Consider the following 17,196-nt stretch of genomic DNA (forward strand, 5'->3'; position numbering starts at 1 on the left):
ATGGTCAATCGTTCAGCCAGCGCTCCAGGTGAGCACGGGTGAGTTCACCCACATGCACGTCCAGGGTACGCCCCTGGGCGTCGAACAGTACGGTCGTGGGCAGGCCGGGGGCCGCGAACTCCGCCATCAGCAGCTGCCGAGGGTCGCGCAGTGCATAACGAAACACCAACTGCTGTTCATCCAGGTAGCGCACGATGGGCAGCAGGTCTTCGCCCTGGTTGACCACCACCACGCTGACCCCGTCCCGCTGGTCTGCTGCTTCCAGCAGCGGCATTTCGCGGAGGCAGGGTGGGCACCAGGTGGCCCACAGGTTGACCATCAGCAGGTCACCTTGCGTATCGAGGGAGGCCAGATTCACCGGGTTGCCGTCCAGGTCTTCCAGGGTGATGTCCGGCACGGAGGCCACCGCAAAGGTGGGCCCCAGCGGCGCCAGAGTGACCAGGACCAGCCACAGGCTGGCCGCGCCCACGGTCATGGCCAAGCCGCCAAGCATGGCCAGCAGCCGTTCACGCAGTACCCAGGCGGTCCATATCAGGCCCGCTACCAGGCCGCCAAGGGCATTGAAACCCGGCTGCCACAGCTTGAGGATATCCAGTGGCGCCTGACTGTAGCTCTCCCAGTGTAGAATGACGAACACGGCACGGGCGCCGACCAGCCATACCAGCAGCAAGCCGTTGAACCAGCGCGTGTGCTGCTGGGTACTCAGCCCCAGCAGATAACGGCTGCTCACCAGCAAAATGAGCGCTACACCCAGGGCGTAGAGGCGTGGCGTCGAGATCAGCAGCGGGCCAAGTGCAATGGCATTCATCAGTTTGTCCGTAAGCAGGTACACTGATTCACCATATCATGCATGCAACACATCACGGAGAGGTCGATGTCGCAAACTTCCTTTGACCGCCTGCGCGCCCTGGCGATTGGCTCACAGGCGTTGGGGCTAACGCTCATTATCACCCTGGAAACCGTGATGGGCGACGCCGCCCGGCCCTGGCAGGGGGGCGTGCTGGCGGCCATGGTGGGCGTGGCGCTGACCATTGCCACGCTGCGCTGGTACCGCGCTAAGCGCCGCCAGAAGCAGCAAGCGGAAGCTGCGCGTGAATCATCAGGCTGACGCCTCTGCCTGGCAAGCGCTGAAGGTGTCGCTGGATGCGCAAGGGCAGCTGGTCTGGCAGTGGCAGCAGGAAGGGCAACTGGCGGTGCTGAGTGAAGAGCCCGGAGGCTGGTGGCGACACTTCAACGCCTGGATCAGTCGTGTGCTGCGCCTGGAGAAGTGGTTATCGAACATTCTAGCAGCCTGTCGGTCTTTCCGTTGCACCGTGAGATACTGACCACCGTCATCGCCGAGCTGAGAAGATCGCCATGAGCCGCTTCATCCCTGTGGATCGCCAGACCGATTACCTGCTGCCGCCTTCGGTAGACGAGTGGTTGCCCGATGGTCACCTGGCGCGGTTCGTTGTCGATGTTGTCGAACAACTGGACCTCTCGACGTTGACCCGGCGTTACATGGGGCGGGGTTCCAAGGCACATCACCCGGCGGTGCTACTGAGCCTGCTGATCTACGGCTACGCCACCGGGGTGGTCTCCAGCCGCAAGATCGAGCGTGCCACCTATGACTCGGTGGCGTTCCGCTACCTGGCCGCCAATACCCATCCCGACCATGACACGCTGGCCACCTTTCGCCGCCGCTTTCTGCCGGAACTGGAACAGTTGTTCGTACAGGTGCTGCTGCTGGCCCGCGAGATGAAGCTGCTCGCTTGGCACCATCGCCCGACGGCACCAAGCTCAAGGCCAACGCCAGCAAGCACAAGGCGTTGTCGTATGGCCATGCCAAGAAGCTGGAGGCACAGTTCAGGGCAGAGGTGAAAGCGCTGACCGAGCGGGCCGAGTCGGCGGACAAGGAGGACGCGGCCGACGGCATGGATATCCCCGCCGAGATTGCCCGCCGTGAAGCCCGCCTGGCGGCCATCGCTGAGGCGAAGGCCAAGATCGAGGCGCGCGCCGAGGAGCGGGACGCCACCGAGCAAGCCGCCTATCAGGAAAAGGTGGCGCGGCGGGAGGCGCAGCGCAAGGCCGGCAAGAAGCCCCGTGGGCGTGACCCCGAACCGCCCACTGGTGGCCCGCGTGACAAGGATCAGATCAATTTCACCGACCCGCAGTCGCGCATCATGCCGGTCACCGGCAAGGGGTTTGATCAGTGCTACAACGCCCAAGCCGCGGTTGATACCGAGAGTCTGCTGGTGACCCATGTCCACGTCACGCAGGCGACCAATGACAAGCAGCAAGTCATGCCGCTACTGACGGCCTGGCAAGGTTACCCGGAAACGCTGGGAAAACCTGACCACCTGCTGGGTGATACCGGCTACTTCAGTGCCAGCAATATCCAGGCCTGCCATGACCATGGTATCGAACCGCTGTTGGCGATGAAGCGAGACGTCCATCACCTTCCGGTCTTTGAACGTTTCGCCGCGGATCCGCCTGCCCCGGAGAGCGAGGACCCCGTCGAACAGATGGCACACCGCTTGAAGACGCAGGCGGGCCGAGCGCTCTACGCATTGCGCAAACATACCGTGGAGCCGGTCTTCGGGATCATCAAACACGTGATGGGGTTCCGGCAGTTCTCGCTACGCGGACTGGATAAGGTCAGCGGCGAGTGGCGATTGGCCACCATGGCGTGGAATATCAAGCGGATGCACCGGTTGACGGCGGGCTGAGGGCTCGCCGCGCCCAACCGGCCAGCAGGCAAGGCGTCAGAACCGCCTTGCAGAAGCTGAGGGGCAGGTTAAGAGCCACACAACAGCACCAACACCAACACCAACACAGGGGGGGGTGAAGAACCCACGCCTCAGCTCATCCATTAACCTCAAGTCCGACAGACTGCTAGTGCGAGGATGGATAGCGAGGGGCGCGAGAGCGCCCCTGGTCCGGCCTCGATTGTTGCTCAATATACTGCTTGACCATGCTCAGGGGGGCGCCTCCGACACTTCCCGCAAAGTAGCTTGGACTCCACAGCGAGTTCTTCCGGTAGGCGGGCTGCACCAGTTCAGGGTGTAGTAACTTCATCCGCCGGCTGGATACCCCCTTCAAACTATTCACCAGCCTGGATACCGCCACTTTGGGTGGAAAGTTGACAAGCAAATGGACGTGATCGGTTTCACCGTTGAACTCCTGTAGCTCCGCCTCGAAGTCCCGACACACTCGGTCGAAAAGCAATTCGAGGGAGTTGAGATGCGCGCCGGTGAACACCTTGCCCCGATACCTGGTGACAAATACCAAATGGGCATGGAGTTTAAAAACGCAGTGTCTTCCTGTTCTGATAGCTTGTTTGGTTTCCATAGACCAAGTATATTCGAAGCCATGAAGCAGACCAAGACCCTCAAGGTTCGAGTGAAGGACAAACACGCCGCCGAGCTTAACCGCATGGCCCGCAGCGTGAATTTTGTTTGGAACTACCTCAACGAACTGTCTTCCCGAGCCATTCGGGAGAAAGGTCTGTTTCTGTCTGCCTACGACATGCACCCCTATACCAAGGGTGCTGGCAAGGACCTCGGCCTGCACAGCCAAACGCTGCAATGCATCGCTGCTGAATACGTTGCCCGCCGCAAGCAGTTCAAAAAGCCCCGCTTGAATTGGCGCAAGTCCGGCGGTGTACGCCGCTCACTTGGCTGGATTCCGGTCAATACCGGCGCGGCCAAGTGGAAGAACGGGCAGGTATTTCACAACGGCACCTACTTCAAGGTGTGGGATAGCTACGGCCTGTCGACATACAAGTTCCGTGCCGGCAGTTTCAACGAAGATAGCCGGGGCCGGTGGTATTTCAATGTTGCGGTCGAGGTGGACGTGCAGCCGACGCTTGGGCAGGGCGCCGTTGGCATCGACCTTGGGCTCAAGGATGTACCCTGTAGCGATGGAGGAAGGCTGGAAAACAGCCGCTTCTACCGCCGCATGGAAGACCAGTTGGCGACAGCTAACGTGCCCGCAACAAGCGGCGGGTAAAAGCTATTCACGCCAAGATCAAGAACCGTCGCCAGGACGCGCAGCACAAGTTTTCCCGGAAACTCGTCAACCAGTACGGCGAAATCGTCGTGGGCGATGTTTCCTCAACCAGGCTCGCGAAGACCAGGATGGCCAAAAGCGTCTACGACGCTGGCTGGTCACAACTGAAAACGATGCTGGAATATAAATGCGCTCACGCAGGCATCGTCTTCAAGGTCGTTCGCGAAACCAACACCACCCGCGCCTGTTCGTCGTGCGGCTCGCTTAGCGGGCCGCAGGGCGTCAACGGGTTGCGAGTAAGGGTCTGGGAGTGCGTGGAGTGTGGTGTACTCCACGACCGGGACGTGAATGCGGCCCGGAATATCCTCAGCCTCGGGGCAGGACGTTGCCCTCAAGAAGTTGGAATCCCCGTCCTTTAGGGCGGGGAGGGCGTCAAGACCGCTCATGCGCAGGAGTGTCCCTGATAGTGGTGTCGGATGGGGGTAGGTATCCAAACACTTGTAGGAAGTGTAGCGTGACAGCCCCCCGAGGGCGTCAACGATTGCGTTACTGTGCGATAGAATGGCGACGCTTTCCAGCGCGCTAGTGTTTAGGTTGCGTTAATGATGATATTTGTGGCCCGTTCAGCCCAGTCGACCATGGGTCGAGATAGCAAAAAGCCCGCACGATGGCGGGCTTTCGGTGTCAGCGGTCAGCTTACTTCTTGCTGGAGCGCTTGCGCTCGTTCTCTTTCAGCAGCTTCTTGCGCAGACGGATGAAGCTCGGCGTCACTTCGACCAGCTCATCGGAGTCGAGGAACTCGATAGCCTGTTCCAGCGTGAACTTCACCGGCGGCGTCAACACGATGTTTTCATCGTTGCCCGACGCGCGCATGTTATCCAGCTTCTTGCCCTTGGTGGGGTTGACCACCAGGTCGTTGGCGCGGCTGTGGATACCGACCAGCATGCCTTCGTACACTTCGGTACCGTGGTCGATGATCAGCTTGCCGCGCTCTTGCAGTGTATACAGAGCGTAGGCCAGCGCCTTGCCATCCACCATGGAGACCATGACGCCGTTGCGACGCTCGATGGCGGCATCGGGCTTCAGCGGGCCGTAATGGTCGAAACGGCTGGTCAGAATGCCGGTGCCCGACGTCAGCGTCAGGAACTGGCCACGGAAGCCGATCAGGCCACGTGCCGGGATGATGAAGTCGAGGCGCACACGGCCCTTGCCATCCGGGTTCATGTTGGTCAGCTCGCCCTTGCGGTAGCCCAGCTCTTCCATGATCGAGCCCTGATGCTGCTCTTCACAGTCGATGATGACTTCTTCGTAGGGCTCCTGCTTGACGCCGTCGATCTCCTTGATGATGACCTCGGGGCGACCAACGGCCAGCTCGAAGCCTTCACGACGCATGGTTTCGATCAGTACCGACAGGTGCAGTTCGCCACGGCCAGAGACCTTGAACTTCTCGGGCGTTTCGCCCTGCTCGACGCGCAGCGCCACGTTGTGGATCAGCTCCTGGTCCAGGCGATCCTTGATGTTGCGGCTGGTGACGAACTTGCCATCCTTGCCTGCGAACGGCGAGTCGTTGACCTGGAAGGTCATCGAGACGGTGGGCTCGTCTACGGACAGCGGCGGCAGGGCTTCGACGGCGCTCGGGTCACACAGGGTGTCCGAAATGGACAGCTCTTCGATACCGGTGATGCAGACGATATCGCCAGCGGTGGCTTCGGTAGTTTGTACGCGCTCGAGGCCCATGTGGGTCATGACCTGGCCGATCTTGCCCTTGCGCACCTTGCCATCCACACCGATCACCGAGATCTGCTGGTTGGGCTTCACGGAACCGCGTTTGATGCGGCCCAGGCCGATGACGCCGACGTAGCTGTTGTAGTCCAGGGCAGAAATCTGCATCTGGAACGGCCCATCGACTTCGACTTTCGGCGGCTCGACGATATCGACGATGGCCTGGAACATCGGGTCCATGTTGTCGGCCAGCTCTTCCGGGTCCATGCCCGCAATGCCGTTCAGGGCCGAGCAGTAGATGATCGGGAAGTCGAGCTGGTCGTCGGTGGCGCCCAGGTTGTCGAACAGATCGAAGATCTGGTCGATGACCCAGTCAGGCCGTGCGCCGGGGCGGTCGATCTTGTTGACCACCACGATGGGCTTGAGGCCCTGCGAGAAGGCTTTCTGGGTCACGAAGCGAGTTTGTGGCATCGGGCCGTCCACGGCGTCGACCAGCAGCAGCACAGAGTCCACCATGGACATGACGCGCTCTACTTCACCGCCGAAGTCGGCGTGCCCAGGGGTGTCCACGATGTTGATGTGGTAATCCTTGCCATTGCTATCTTGCCACTGAATAGCCGTATTCTTGGCCAGGATGGTGATGCCGCGCTCTCTCTCCTGGTCATTGGAGTCCATGACTCGCTCCTGACCCTCGGCCTTGCGGTCGAGCGTTCCGGACTGGCTTAACAGTTTGTCTACCAAGGTAGTTTTACCGTGGTCAACGTGGGCAATAATGGCAATGTTGCGAAGATTCTCGATCACGACGCGATCCTGCTGGAAAAATAGGGCGGCATTATAGGGTCTGGGTACGGTCCACTACCAGCACTGTCTTAAATAAAGCACCAAGTCAATAACCTAAACGCGGCAGTTTTCGCCTTCGTGACGGTTCCGTTAAGATAGGCGTTTTCCCAGTTGGGGCAGGCACATGACCATCGGTAACCTGATGCGTTTGTTGAGCGATGGCGAGGTTCATTCCGGTGAACAGTTGGGGGAGGCGTTAGGCGTTTCCCGAGCCGCCGTGTGGAAGCAGCTGAAGAAACTCGAAGCGCTAGGCGTGGAGCTGGTCGCCGTGAAAGGACGAGGCTATCGCCTGGCTTACCCGCTCGAGCCGTTGGATGGGGCGCGTATCGTCGAGCGGCTACCTGCGGATGCCCGCCATTTGCTGGCGCGTCTGTTCGTCGAAGATCAGCTGCCCTCCAGTAATGAGTACCTGCGTGAGCGGTTTTCACAGGGTGCAGGCCACGGCGAAGTGTGTTTCGTCGAGCTGCAGACGGCAGGGCGCGGACGGCGCGGCCGTGTCTGGTCGACGCCCTGGGGGCAGAGTTTGATGGTGTCCATGGGCTGGCGCTTCGAATCCGGCGTCAATGCTCTGGAGGGGCTAAGTCTCGCGGTGGGCGTCGTGGTCTCTCAGGTGCTCGAGCAGTATGGCGTGGCGCCCAAGCTGAAGTGGCCCAACGACGTGCTGTTGGCCGAAAACGAGGGCGAGCTTGGCAAGCTCGCAGGTATTCTGATCGAAGTGACGGGGGATGCCGCAGGCCCCTGTGAAGTAGTGATCGGCATTGGCATGAACTTGATGCTGCCCGATAGTCTCCGAGCGACCATCGACCAGCCGGTGGCCGCATTGTTCGATGCGCAGCCCGGAATCTCGCGCAACCAGCTGGCGGCGGACATGGTATCGGGGTTGCTGAGCATGCTGGCAGGATTCGAAACCAGCGGATTTGCACCCTGGCTCGATGCTTGGAACCAGCGCCATGCCTACTCAGGGTTGCCCATTCGGGTCATCCAGGGGGAGCGCACCAGCGATGCCGTTGCAGGCGATGTCGATGAAAGTGGTAACCTGTGGGTTACTGAAAACGGTCACTCGCGACGCCTGTCGGGCGGTGAGATTAGCGTACGTAGGCGTCTATGATTCTGGATTTGGATATCGGCAACACGCTGTCGAAGTGGCGGCTCAAGGATGCCGAGAGCAGCGAGATCCGCTCACGCGGGGCCGTATGGACCCGGGAGGAGTGGCGTCCAGGGGCGGATATTCCTGACTTGGGCGTAGTAGAAGCGGTGCGCATTTCCAGCGTGGCCAGGGCCGCCGTGCTGGACGAAACTGTCGCCCTGCTCCGCCGCCAGGTGCGTCAGGTCCATGTGGCGCGCTCGACACCCGAGGCGCTGGGCGTCGTCAATGGCTATGAGGAGCCCGGCCGCCTGGGCGTAGACCGTTGGATGGGGGCCTTGGCGGGTTACCAGCTGGCCGGCGGCTGCTGTGCGGTGGACTGCGGCAGTGCCATCACCATTGATTTCGTGTTGCCGGGCGGGGTGCATCTGGGGGGCTTCATCATCCCGGGGTTACGGTTGATGAAAGAGAGTCTCAAGCTGGGCACCCGCAATGTGGCCATCGACCCCGATAGCGAGGCCGATGCGCTGCTGGAGCCTGGCAGGCGCACGGTGGATGCCGTCAACCATGGCATCTACATGGCGGCGGTCAGTGCCATCAATCGCATTTACAGCGAGGTATGTGACCAGCAAGGAGTGGCGCTGCCCATGCTGCTGACCGGGGGGGATGCGCGCGTGGTGTCGCGCGGGGTTCAGGTGCCCCATGCTGTCTGGCCCGACATGGTGTATGGCGGCCTCGAAGCCACATTTCCGCTGACCTTCGCCGAGCGCGCAGGCAAGATGTCGGGTGCGCCGCGGGTGCCGGAGCCGGTTTCGTTGGAAAAAATTCGCGCAGGGCTTGCATTCTCCATGCTGCTTTGACAGAATGCAGCGCGTTCCAAAGCAGATGCAGTCGAGTCGCAGCGCTGATTGGTTAAATCAGTAAGCAGTAAAGATCTCGAAAATAAAGAGATTTTGGCTTGACACTGTTTTGAAGGCTGGCATAATGTGCCGCCACAGCTGGAGAGGTTCCCGAGTGGCCAAAGGGAGCAGACTGTAAATCTGCCGCGAAAGCTTCGAAGGTTCGAATCCTTCCCTCTCCACCAGATTGTATGAGTGCTGATTTGTCAGTGCTCGTGAATGAAAAGCCGGTAAGCGGGCATTAGCTACTGTTTCTCGTGCAGCGGATTGTCATTCTTTAGGCAAGTTCGGCGGGCGTAGTTCAATGGTAGAACCTCAGCCTTCCAAGCTGATGGTGCGGGTTCGATTCCCGCCGCCCGCTCCAGTTTGATGTGTTTGGCTCATGTAGCTCAGGGGTAGAGCACACCCTTGGTAAGGGTGAGGTCGACGGTTCAATTCCGTCCATGAGCTCCATATTGCGGAAAAAGCGAGCGATGCTCGCTTTTTTTGTCTTCGCTCACGGCAGTGGGTGTGATGTAAGGGTTGTCAGGCGGAAAAATCTTCGCTATCATGGCGCCCGCTCTTGCGTAGGTGGTAAATTGCGCATTTGACGATACAGGCCAGTAGCTCAATTGGCAGAGCAGCGGTCTCCAAAACCGCAGGTTGGGGGTTCGATTCCCTCCTGGCCTGCCAATCTTCCCCAGGTTGGCATGTCTTTCTAGAATTCCTTTGTCGCTCGCTGCACCCTTAGGAGTCTCGTTTTTATGAAGCCTAGTTCCGTAAAACATGGCGATGAGGTGCAACAGACGCGCCATGACGGGCTCAAGTGGGCGGCGACTGTAGCGCTGCTTGTTGTTGCAATCGTTGGTAATACCTATTTCGCCGATATTGGCCTGCTCTATCGTGTCCTCGGTGTCGTTGTGCTGTGTGCATTGGCAGGATTGATTGCACTCACTACCGCCAAGGGTCGCGACCTGATCGAGCTTGCTGTCAGCGCCAGGAAAGAGATTCAGCGCGTTGTATGGCCAACCCGTCCTGAAACCATTCAAACGACTGCCATCGTACTGGTAGCGGTGCTGGTGGTGGGGTTGATGCTGTGGTTGATTGACACTCTTCTTGGCTGGGCGATGTCCGGCGTTATTGGTTAGGAGTTTTCATGTCCAAACGTTGGTACGTCGTCCACGCTTATTCCGGCTTTGAGAAGCATGTCATGCGCTCGCTGATCGAGCGTGTGAAAATGTATGGCATGGAAGATCGCTTTGGCGAAATCCTGGTGCCGACGGAAGAAGTGGTCGAGATGCGCGACGGCAAGCGCCGCAAGAGTGAGCGCAAGTTTTATCCTGGCTATGTGCTGGTCGAGATGGAGATGGTCGACGAAACCTGGCATCTGGTGAACGAAACGCCGCGTGTCATGGGGTTCATCGGTGGCACCAAAGAGAAGCCGGCGCCCATCACCAGTCGCGAAGCCGAAGCTATTCTTCGTCGTGTGAAGGACGGCACCGACAAGCCGCGTCCCAAGACCATGTTCGAGCCGGGTCAGTCCGTGCGTGTCATCGATGGTCCGTTTGCCGATTTCAACGGTGTCGTTGAAGAGGTGAACTACGACAAGAGCCGTCTGCAGGTCAGTGTGCTGATCTTTGGCCGCGCGACGCCTGTAGAGCTTGAGTTCTCTCAGGTAGAAAAAGAGTAATCTCAAATTGTTGCAGGATGGCGCCGTGGGTGCCGTCCTGGATTCATGTAAAGCAGCCCCGCGCTGCTTTACGCGTACCGGGGAGCCGTCAGGCGTTATCACCCAATTGGAGTAATTATCATGGCCAAGAAAGTACAGGCTTACATCAAACTGCAGGTTGCTGCAGGTAAAGCCAACCCGAGTCCGCCCGTAGGCCCCGCGCTGGGTCAGCACGGCGTGAACATCATGGAATTCTGTAAGGCGTTCAACGCCGCGACTCAAGAAATTGAGCCGGGCCTGCCGACGCCTGTCGTGATTACCGTCTACTCAGACCGTAGCTTCACGTTCGTCACCAAGACGCCGCCTGCTGCCGTACTGCTGAAAAAAGCAGCGGGCATCAAGTCCGGTTCTGGTGAGCCGAACAAGAAGAAGGTTGGCACCGTGACACGTGCACAGCTGGAAGAGATCGCCAAGACCAAAGAGCCTGACATGACGGCTGCTGATCTTGAAGCCGCAGTGCGCACCATCGCTGGTAGCGCTCGCAGCATGGGCTTAAACGTGGAGGGTCTCTAATCATGGCTAAACTGTCCAAGCGCGCCAAGATGATTCGCGAGAAAGTAGACAGCAACAAGGCTTACTCTCTGGAAGAAGCCGTTGCCCTGCTTTCTGAGCTGTCAACCGTGAAGTTCAAAGAGTCTCTGGACGTTGCGATCAACCTGGGTGTTGATCCGCGTAAATCCGACCAGGTCGTTCGTGGCGCTACCGTCATGCCTAACGGCACCGGTAAAGACGTTCGCGTGGCTGTGTTCACTCAGGGTGCCAACGCCGATGCGGCCAAAGAAGCCGGCGCTGACATCGTGGGCATGGAAGAGCTGGCCGAGCAGGTCAAGAAAGGCGTGATGGATTTCGACGTCGTCATCGCTTCTCCGGATGCCATGCGCGTTGTCGGTCAGCTGGGCCAGATCCTCGGTCCGCGCGGCCTGATGCCGAACCCGAAGGTCGGCACCGTGACGCCTGACGTGGCCACTGCGGTCAAGAATGCCAAAGCGGGTCAGGTGCGTTTCCGTACCGACAAGAACGGCATCATCCACACCACGCTGGGCAAGGTCGATTTTGACGCGACCGCCGTTCAGGGTAACCTGGAAGCACTGGTAGCTGACCTGAAGAAGCTCAAGCCGAGCTCTTCCAAAGGCATCTACTTCAAGAAATTCACCCTGTCCACTACCATGGGCCCGGGTTTGACTATCGACCACTCCTCGCTGGTATAAGCGAGTCGAGGATAGTCCTGCTGGCGGCACGGGCGAAATCTCGTGTTGCCGGTGGCTGGAACCGAGCAAGAACTTTGCGGTCCCTCGCTGAGCTTTATGCCAGATGAGGCACCGTCAAAGACCGCAGGTGCCGCCGCTTTTCTGAAGTGGCGGCTTAATCGCCCTAAAGCGCCTGCGCAGATGGTGTGGCCGCCAGTTGGTTAACGCTTTTAGCAACCGCTTTCTGGTGAGCACCATCCCCTAAGGCTTCCTGTGCCGCTGTTGGGCCTGGAAGAGATGGTAACCTCCGAAACCTTGACGGGTTTCGGCACGAAGGAGTGATCACTGTGCCACTAGCACTTGAAGGCAAGAAAGCGATTGTTGCCGAGGTCAGTGAAGCGGCCAAGGGCGCACTCTCCGTCGTAGTTGCCGATTCTCGCGGCGTCACGGTCGGTAAAATGACCGATCTGCGCAAGCAGGCGCGTGAGAATGGTGTAGAGCTGCGTGTTGTTCGTAACACGCTGGCTCGCCGCGCACTCGAAGGCACCCAGTGGGAGTGTCTGAACGAGAGCTTCGTTGGTCCTACTCTGCTGGCTTTCTCCACTGAGCATCCGGGCGCTGCCGCTCGTCTGTTCAAGGAGTTTGCCAAGACTGAGCAGAACTTCGAAGTGAAAGCGTTGGCCTACGAAGGTGAGCTGATTCCGGCTGCTGACATCGATCGTCTGGCAACCCTGCCGACTTACGACGAGGCAATTGCCAAGTTGATGTCGGTCATGAAAGAAGCCTCCGCTGGCAAGCTGGTTCGTACCCTGGCCGCCCTGCGCGACCAGAAGCAAGAAGCCGAAGCTGCCTAAGCAGCGTTTCTTGCGGGCCGCGTTATCGACACGCAGCCTGAACCTGCAATAAATCCCGAGTTCTCGGTTGTCCGAGACTCCCGCAAAGTTAGGAATGGAACAATGGCACTGACCAAAGACGATATCATCAATGCTGTAGCCGACATGTCCGTAATGGAAGTTGTCGAGCTGATCGAAGCGATGGAAGAGAAATTCGGCGTTTCTGCTGCCGCAGCCGTTATGGCTGGTCCGGCGGCTGCTGGCGAAGCTGCTGAAGAGCAGACCGAATTCGACCTGGTACTGGCGTCTGCTGGTGACAAGAAAGTCAACGTCATCAAAGCCGTTCGTGAAATCACCGGTCTTGGCCTGAAAGAAGCCAAAGGCGCTGTTGACGGCGCTCCGGCGACCATCAAAGAAGCGATGTCCAAGGACGACGCTGAAGCTGCCAAGAAGAAGCTGGAAGAAGCGGGCGCAACCGTCGAGCTCAAGTAATCCTTGTGCTGATGGCTTTACGCGCTGCGTAAGCTTCCACGGCTGGCGGCGGGCTATCCCGCTGCCGGCCTTTTTCTGTTGTAATATGCTGCCGTGCAGCGAAACGACAGAGCCGCTGCGGTAAAAAGCAGCACAATAGCAGGACCGTTGTTGTGAAGCGTACGTTGTTGTAATGCGTCAGTTGTAAAGCGTGAGCGTGTCGGCAGGCAACAACGAAGCGCGGACAGCACTACCGTAACACTGTTATCTATCAAGATTTTTGACGGCGAGCTACCGATTGAGGAGCTTGCTGTCTGCGTCTGAAACGCCCGCGGGCAGATGACCACGCATCGGTCACCCATGGTGAACAAGCTGGGGAATACAGATGGCTTACTCATATACTGAGAAAAAACGCATCCGCAAGGATTTCGGCAAACTGCCCCAAGTGATGGATGTGCCTTACTTGCTGGCCATCCAGCTTGATTCCTACTACGACTTTCTCCAGCAGGATCGTTCGCCTGATGAGCGGCACGAAGTGGGTCTGCACGCGGCATTCAAGTCCGTGTTCCCGATCGAGAGCTTCTCGGGTAACGCTGCGCTGGAGTATGTCAGCTATCGCTTCGGTACGCCGGCGTTCGATGTGAAGGAGTGTCAGCTGCGTGGCGTGACCTACTCCGCCCCGCTGCGCGTCAAGGTTCGCTTGATCATCTATGATCGCGACTCCTCGAACAAGGCTATCAAGGATATCAAAGAGCAGGAAGTCTACATGGGGGAAATCCCCCTGATGACCGAGAACGGTACCTTCGTTATCAACGGTACCGAGCGGGTAATCGTTTCCCAGCTCCACCGCTCACCCGGTGTGTTCTTCGATCATGACAAGGGCAAGAGCCACTCTTCCGGCAAGCTGCTCTACTCTGCTCGCGTGATTCCTTACCGTGGCTCATGGCTCGACTTCGAGTTCGACCCGAAAGACAACGTCTTCGTGCGTATCGACCGTCGTCGCAAGCTGCCGGCTTCCGTGCTGATGCGCGCGCTGGGCATGAGTACCGAAGAGATCCTCGACGAGTTCTTCGAAACCAGTACCTTCCATATCGAAAAGTCTGGCTTCTCCGTGGAGCTGGTTCCGTCGCGCCTACGCGGTGAAACCGCCACCTTCGACATCAAGGGTGCCGATGGTGAACTGATCGTCGAAGAAGGTCGTCGGATCACCCAGAAGCACATCCGCCAGTTGGAAAAAGCGGGTCTGGAGCGTCTGGAAGTGCCGATGGAGTACCTGTTCGGCAAAACGCTGGCCAAAGACCAGATCGACACCAGGACGGGCGAGCTGATCTGCCCGTGCAACACCGAAATTACCCCAGAAGTGCTGGAGCGCATGGCTCAGGGTGGCATTACCCAGATCGAAACGCTCTACACCAATGACCTGGACTGCGGTTCCTTCGTTTCCGACACGCTGAAGCTGGACACCACCAGCTCGCAGCTGGAAGCGCTGGTCGAAATCTACCGCATGATGCGTCCTGGCGAGCCGCCCACCAAGGAAGCCGCCGAAACGCTGTTCCACAACCTGTTCTTCACCGAAGACCGCTACGACCTGTCGGGCGTGGGTCGGATGAAGTTCAACCGTCGTCTGCGTCGTGACTCCGACGTGGGCTCCGGTGTATTGGACCGCAAGGACATCCTCGATGTGCTGCGCGAGCTGATCAACATCCGTAACGGTTTTGGTGACGTCGACGATATCGACCACCTGGGCAACCGTCGTATCCGCTGCGTTGGCGAAATGGCCGAGAACCAGTTCCGTGTAGGTCTGGTGCGCGTCGAGCGTGCGGTGAAAGAGCGTCTGTCCATGGCGGAGAGCGAAGGCTTGATGCCCCAGGACTTGATCAACGCCAAGCCCGTGGCGGCGGCGGTGAAAGAGTTCTTCGGTTCCAGCCAGCTGTCCCAGTTCATGGACCAGAACAACCCGCTTTCCGAGGTGACTCACAAGCGTCGTGTATCGGCACTCGGTCCGGGCGGTCTGACCCGTGAGCGTGCAGGCTTCGAAGTACGTGACGTACACGCCACGCACTACGGTCGTCTGTGCCCGATCGAAACGCCGGAAGGCCCGAACATCGGTCTGATCAACTCGCTGGCCACCTACAGCCATACCAACAGCTATGGCTTCCTGGAAACGCCGTACCGCAAAGTGAATGCCTGTCAGGTCACCGACGACATCGTTCACCTGTCGGCGATCGAGGAGGGCGACTTCGTTATCGCCCAGGCGTCGGCGGCGGTAGACGAGTCTGGCAAGCTAATCGATGACCTGGTGCAGGTACGCCACCGCGGCGAAACCACCTTCATGCGTCCTGAGCAAGTGACGCTGATGGACGTGTCTCCGCGTCAGGTGGTCTCGGTCGCAGCGGCCTTGATCCCGTTCCTGGAGCACGATGATGCCAACCGCGCCTTGATGGGTGCGAACATGCAGCGTCAGGCCGTTCCGACCCTGCGTGCCGACAAGCCGCTGGTCGGTACCGGCATGGAGCGTTTCGTGGCCCGCGACTCCGGCGTATGTGCCGTGGCGCGCCGAGGCGGCGTCATCGACTCCGTGGATGCGCGTCGTGTGGTGGTGCGGGTCAATGAAGATGAGATCATCGGCGGCGAAGCCGGCGTCGACATCTACAACCTGACCAAGTATACCCGCTCCAACCAGAACACCTGTATGAACCAGCGCCCCATTGTGCGGCCTGGCGACAGCGTGGCACGCGGCGATATTCTGGCCGACGGCCCGTCTGTCGACATGGGGGATCTGGCTCTGGGCCAGAACATGCGCATCGCGTTCATGCCCTGGAACGGTTACAACTTCGAAGACTCCATCCTGCTCTCCGAGCGTGTCGTTCAGGAAGATCGCTTCACCACGATTCACATTCAGGAACTGACCTGTGTGTCTCGTGACACCAAGCTGGGGCCGGAAGAGATCACCTCCGATATCCCCAACGTCGGTGAATCGGCGCTGGGCAAGCTGGACGAAGCGGGCGTTGTGTACATCGGCGCTGAAGTCGGCCCCGGCGACATTCTGGTGGGTAAGGTAACGCCGAAAGGTGAAACCCAGCTGACGCCGGAAGAGAAGCTGCTGCGCGCCATCTTCGGTGAGAAAGCCTCTGACGTGAAAGACACCTCCCTGCGCGCCCCCACCGGCATGAAGGGTACGGTCATCGACGTTCAGGTCTTCACCCGTGACGGCGTCGAGAAGGACTCCCGTGCCCTGTCCATCGAGCAGATGCAGCTGGACGAAGTACGCAAGGACCTGCAGGAGACCTACCGGATTGCCGAAGACGCGACGTTCGAGCGTCTGAAGCGCACCCTGGAAGGTCAGGCCGTCAACGGTGGCCCGAACCTGAAAAAAGGCGACGTGCTGAGCGAGACGTACCTGGACGAACTGCCCCGTCAGCAGTGGTTCAAGCTGCGCATGCAGGACGAAGCCTACAACGAACTGCTGGCCCAGGCCGATGAGCAGCTCGAAAACCGCCGTAAAGAGATGGACGAGCGTTTCGAAGACAAGAAACGCAAGCTGACCCAGGGCGACGACCTCGCGCCGGGCGTGCTGAAAATCGTCAAGGTCTACATGGCGGTGAAGCGTCGCATTCAGCCAGGCGACAAGATGGCCGGTCGTCACGGTAACAAGGGTGTTATCTCCGCGATCATGCCCATCGAGGACATGCCGTTCGACGAGAAGGGCGAGCCGGTGGACGTGGTGCTGAACCCGCTGGGTGTACCGTCGCGCATGAACGTCGGTCAGATCCTGGAAACCCACCTGGGCATGGCGGCACGCGGCCTGGGCGTCAAGATCGAGGCCATGCTGCGCGATGCGCGTGGCCAGCAGGTTGCGGAAATTCGTGACTTCCTGGGGCAGGTCTACAACACGCCTGGCACCCGCATGGAGGACATCGATTCGCTGACCGATGAGGAAATCATCGCGCTGGCGAAAAACCTCAAAGGCGGTGTGCCCATGGCCACGCCGGTGTTTGACGGTGCCAAAGAGCACGAGATCAAGCACCTGCTGAAGCTGGCAGACATTCCGGAATCCGGTCAGATGGTGCTGTACGATGGTCGTACCGGCGATGCCTTCGACCGCTCGGTCACCGTTGGCTACATGTACATGCTGAAGCTTAACCACCTGGTAGACGACAAGATGCACGCGCGTTCTACCGGTTCTTACTCGCTGGTGACTCAGCAGCCCTTGGGTGGTAAGGCACAGTTCGGTGGTCAGCGCTTCGGTGAGATGGAAGTGTGGGCGTTGGAAGCCTACGGCGCTGCGTACACGCTACAAGAGATGCTCACCGTCAAGTCGGACGACGTCGAAGGCCGCACCAAGATGTACAAGAACATCGTGGATGGCGACCACACCATGCAGGCAGGCATGCCGGAATCCTTCAACGTACTCGTGAAGGAAATCCGCTCGCTGGGCATCGATATCGAGTTAGAGAGCTAG

16 protein-coding genes, 4 tRNA genes and 1 pseudogene are annotated in these 17,196 nt (G+C 59.2%); 18 read left to right on the forward strand and 3 right to left on the reverse strand.

Features of this window, described 5'->3' with window-relative positions; genetic code table 11:
* Nucleotides 1-4: 4 nt before the first annotated feature.
* Nucleotides 5-808, reverse strand: coding sequence for a TlpA disulfide reductase family protein (locus KVY02_RS01095; RefSeq protein WP_218315023.1), 804 nt, complete (start codon nucleotides 806-808; stop codon nucleotides 5-7).
* A 66-nt stretch (nucleotides 809-874) separates the two neighbouring features.
* Here KVY02_RS01095 and KVY02_RS01100 point away from each other — a divergent pair, with 66 nt between their 5' ends.
* From KVY02_RS01100 to KVY02_RS01110, 3 genes and pseudogenes are all read left to right on the forward strand, one after another.
* Nucleotides 875-1,108: a hypothetical protein gene (locus KVY02_RS01100; RefSeq protein WP_016915758.1), complete on the forward strand. Its 234-nt coding sequence runs from the start codon at nucleotides 875-877 to the stop codon at nucleotides 1,106-1,108.
* Entirely contained in the window at nucleotides 1,092-1,325 is a 234-nt protein-coding gene (locus KVY02_RS01105) for a hypothetical protein (protein ID WP_218314140.1), read from the forward strand. The genes KVY02_RS01100 and KVY02_RS01105 overlap by 17 nt, the downstream gene beginning before the upstream one ends.
* A gap of 31 nt (nucleotides 1,326-1,356) precedes the next feature.
* Nucleotides 1,357-2,708 (forward strand): annotated as a pseudogene (locus KVY02_RS01110) (IS1182 family transposase).
* A gap of 166 nt (nucleotides 2,709-2,874) precedes the next feature.
* Here the strand turns inward: KVY02_RS01110 and tnpA are convergent.
* On the reverse strand, nucleotides 2,875-3,330 hold the full coding sequence (gene tnpA, locus KVY02_RS01115; RefSeq protein ID WP_125203849.1) for an IS200/IS605 family transposase: 456 nt from the start codon (nucleotides 3,328-3,330) through the stop codon (nucleotides 2,875-2,877).
* A gap of 21 nt (nucleotides 3,331-3,351) precedes the next feature.
* Here tnpA and KVY02_RS01120 point away from each other — a divergent pair, with 21 nt between their 5' ends.
* Both KVY02_RS01120 and KVY02_RS01125 read left to right on the forward strand, forming a co-directional pair.
* The gene (locus tag KVY02_RS01120) at nucleotides 3,352-3,990 is read left to right on the forward strand and encodes a hypothetical protein (RefSeq protein ID WP_218314141.1); all 639 of its coding nucleotides are present in this window, start codon (nucleotides 3,352-3,354) and stop codon (nucleotides 3,988-3,990) included.
* Between the two features lie 17 nt (nucleotides 3,991-4,007).
* Nucleotides 4,008-4,409: a transposase gene (locus tag KVY02_RS01125; RefSeq protein ID WP_256357598.1), complete on the forward strand. Its 402-nt coding sequence runs from the start codon at nucleotides 4,008-4,010 to the stop codon at nucleotides 4,407-4,409.
* A 277-nt stretch (nucleotides 4,410-4,686) separates the two neighbouring features.
* On the opposite strand, the gene typA is transcribed toward KVY02_RS01125, so the two are convergent.
* Nucleotides 4,687-6,513 (reverse strand): translational GTPase TypA, encoded by a 1,827-nt coding sequence (typA, locus tag KVY02_RS01130; protein ID WP_016915760.1) that lies wholly within the window; start codon nucleotides 6,511-6,513, stop codon nucleotides 4,687-4,689.
* Between the two features lie 163 nt (nucleotides 6,514-6,676).
* On the opposite strand from typA, the gene KVY02_RS01135 reads away from it, so the two are divergent.
* From KVY02_RS01135 to rpoB, 13 genes are all read left to right on the forward strand, one after another.
* Nucleotides 6,677-7,660, forward strand: a complete 984-nt coding sequence (locus KVY02_RS01135) for a biotin--[acetyl-CoA-carboxylase] ligase (RefSeq protein ID WP_218314142.1) — start codon at nucleotides 6,677-6,679, stop codon at nucleotides 7,658-7,660.
* Nucleotides 7,657-8,496, forward strand: a complete 840-nt coding sequence (locus KVY02_RS01140; RefSeq protein ID WP_016915762.1) for a type III pantothenate kinase — start codon at nucleotides 7,657-7,659, stop codon at nucleotides 8,494-8,496. The genes KVY02_RS01135 and KVY02_RS01140 overlap by 4 nt, the downstream gene beginning before the upstream one ends.
* A 140-nt stretch (nucleotides 8,497-8,636) precedes the next feature.
* A tRNA-Tyr gene (locus KVY02_RS01145) sits at nucleotides 8,637-8,720 on the forward strand.
* A 105-nt stretch (nucleotides 8,721-8,825) separates the two neighbouring features.
* Nucleotides 8,826-8,899: transfer RNA gene (locus tag KVY02_RS01150), tRNA-Gly, on the forward strand.
* 14 nt (nucleotides 8,900-8,913) lie between these two features.
* Nucleotides 8,914-8,988: transfer RNA gene (locus KVY02_RS01155), tRNA-Thr, on the forward strand.
* A 143-nt stretch (nucleotides 8,989-9,131) separates the two neighbouring features.
* Nucleotides 9,132-9,207: transfer RNA gene (locus KVY02_RS01160), tRNA-Trp, on the forward strand.
* Between the two features lie 71 nt (nucleotides 9,208-9,278).
* On the forward strand, nucleotides 9,279-9,662 hold the full coding sequence (secE, locus tag KVY02_RS01165; protein ID WP_016915763.1) for a preprotein translocase subunit SecE: 384 nt from the start codon (nucleotides 9,279-9,281) through the stop codon (nucleotides 9,660-9,662).
* A gap of 8 nt (nucleotides 9,663-9,670) precedes the next feature.
* Complete coding sequence (nusG, locus tag KVY02_RS01170; RefSeq protein ID WP_016915764.1) at nucleotides 9,671-10,204, forward strand: transcription termination/antitermination protein NusG; 534 nt, start codon at nucleotides 9,671-9,673, stop codon at nucleotides 10,202-10,204.
* A gap of 120 nt (nucleotides 10,205-10,324) precedes the next feature.
* Nucleotides 10,325-10,756 (forward strand): 50S ribosomal protein L11, encoded by a 432-nt coding sequence (gene rplK, locus KVY02_RS01175; protein ID WP_016915765.1) that lies wholly within the window; start codon nucleotides 10,325-10,327, stop codon nucleotides 10,754-10,756.
* Between the two features lie 2 nt (nucleotides 10,757-10,758).
* Nucleotides 10,759-11,451, forward strand: coding sequence for a 50S ribosomal protein L1 (rplA, locus tag KVY02_RS01180; RefSeq protein WP_096921649.1), 693 nt, complete (start codon nucleotides 10,759-10,761; stop codon nucleotides 11,449-11,451).
* A gap of 326 nt (nucleotides 11,452-11,777) precedes the next feature.
* Complete coding sequence (rplJ, locus tag KVY02_RS01185) at nucleotides 11,778-12,284, forward strand: 50S ribosomal protein L10 (RefSeq protein ID WP_016915767.1); 507 nt, start codon at nucleotides 11,778-11,780, stop codon at nucleotides 12,282-12,284.
* Between the two features lie 102 nt (nucleotides 12,285-12,386).
* Nucleotides 12,387-12,755 (forward strand): 50S ribosomal protein L7/L12, encoded by a 369-nt coding sequence (gene rplL, locus KVY02_RS01190; protein WP_016915768.1) that lies wholly within the window; start codon nucleotides 12,387-12,389, stop codon nucleotides 12,753-12,755.
* Nucleotides 12,756-13,119: 364 nt separating this feature from the next.
* A complete protein-coding gene (gene rpoB, locus KVY02_RS01195; RefSeq protein ID WP_218314143.1) occupies nucleotides 13,120-17,196 on the forward strand; it encodes a DNA-directed RNA polymerase subunit beta in 4,077 nt (1,358 codons plus the stop codon).

It is taken from the genome of Halomonas sp. 18071143 (assembly GCF_019211725.1).
In the GTDB taxonomy this organism is placed as follows: Bacteria; Pseudomonadota; Gammaproteobacteria; order Pseudomonadales; family Halomonadaceae; genus Vreelandella; species Vreelandella stevensii.

Bases quoted from the DNA above. Each gene is read 5' to 3' on its own strand.
- KVY02_RS01135 (WP_218314142.1), top strand. From the start codon at position 6,677: ATGACCATCGGTAACCTGATGCGTTTGTTGAGCGATGGCGAGGTTCAT.
- rplL (WP_016915768.1), top strand. From the start codon at position 12,387: ATGGCACTGACCAAAGACGATATCATCAATGCTGTAGCCGACATGTCC.
- rplK (WP_016915765.1), top strand. From the start codon at position 10,325: ATGGCCAAGAAAGTACAGGCTTACATCAAACTGCAGGTTGCTGCAGGT.
- nusG (WP_016915764.1), top strand. From the start codon at position 9,671: ATGTCCAAACGTTGGTACGTCGTCCACGCTTATTCCGGCTTTGAGAAG.
- rplA (WP_096921649.1), top strand. From the start codon at position 10,759: ATGGCTAAACTGTCCAAGCGCGCCAAGATGATTCGCGAGAAAGTAGAC.
- KVY02_RS01095 (WP_218315023.1), bottom strand. From the start codon at position 808: ATGAATGCCATTGCACTTGGCCCGCTGCTGATCTCGACGCCACGCCTC.
- secE (WP_016915763.1), top strand. From the start codon at position 9,279: ATGAAGCCTAGTTCCGTAAAACATGGCGATGAGGTGCAACAGACGCGC.
- tnpA (WP_125203849.1), bottom strand. From the start codon at position 3,330: ATGGAAACCAAACAAGCTATCAGAACAGGAAGACACTGCGTTTTTAAA.
- rpoB (WP_218314143.1), top strand. From the start codon at position 13,120: ATGGCTTACTCATATACTGAGAAAAAACGCATCCGCAAGGATTTCGGC.
- KVY02_RS01100 (WP_016915758.1), top strand. From the start codon at position 875: ATGTCGCAAACTTCCTTTGACCGCCTGCGCGCCCTGGCGATTGGCTCA.
- KVY02_RS01120 (WP_218314141.1), top strand. From the start codon at position 3,352: ATGAAGCAGACCAAGACCCTCAAGGTTCGAGTGAAGGACAAACACGCC.
- KVY02_RS01140 (WP_016915762.1), top strand. From the start codon at position 7,657: ATGATTCTGGATTTGGATATCGGCAACACGCTGTCGAAGTGGCGGCTC.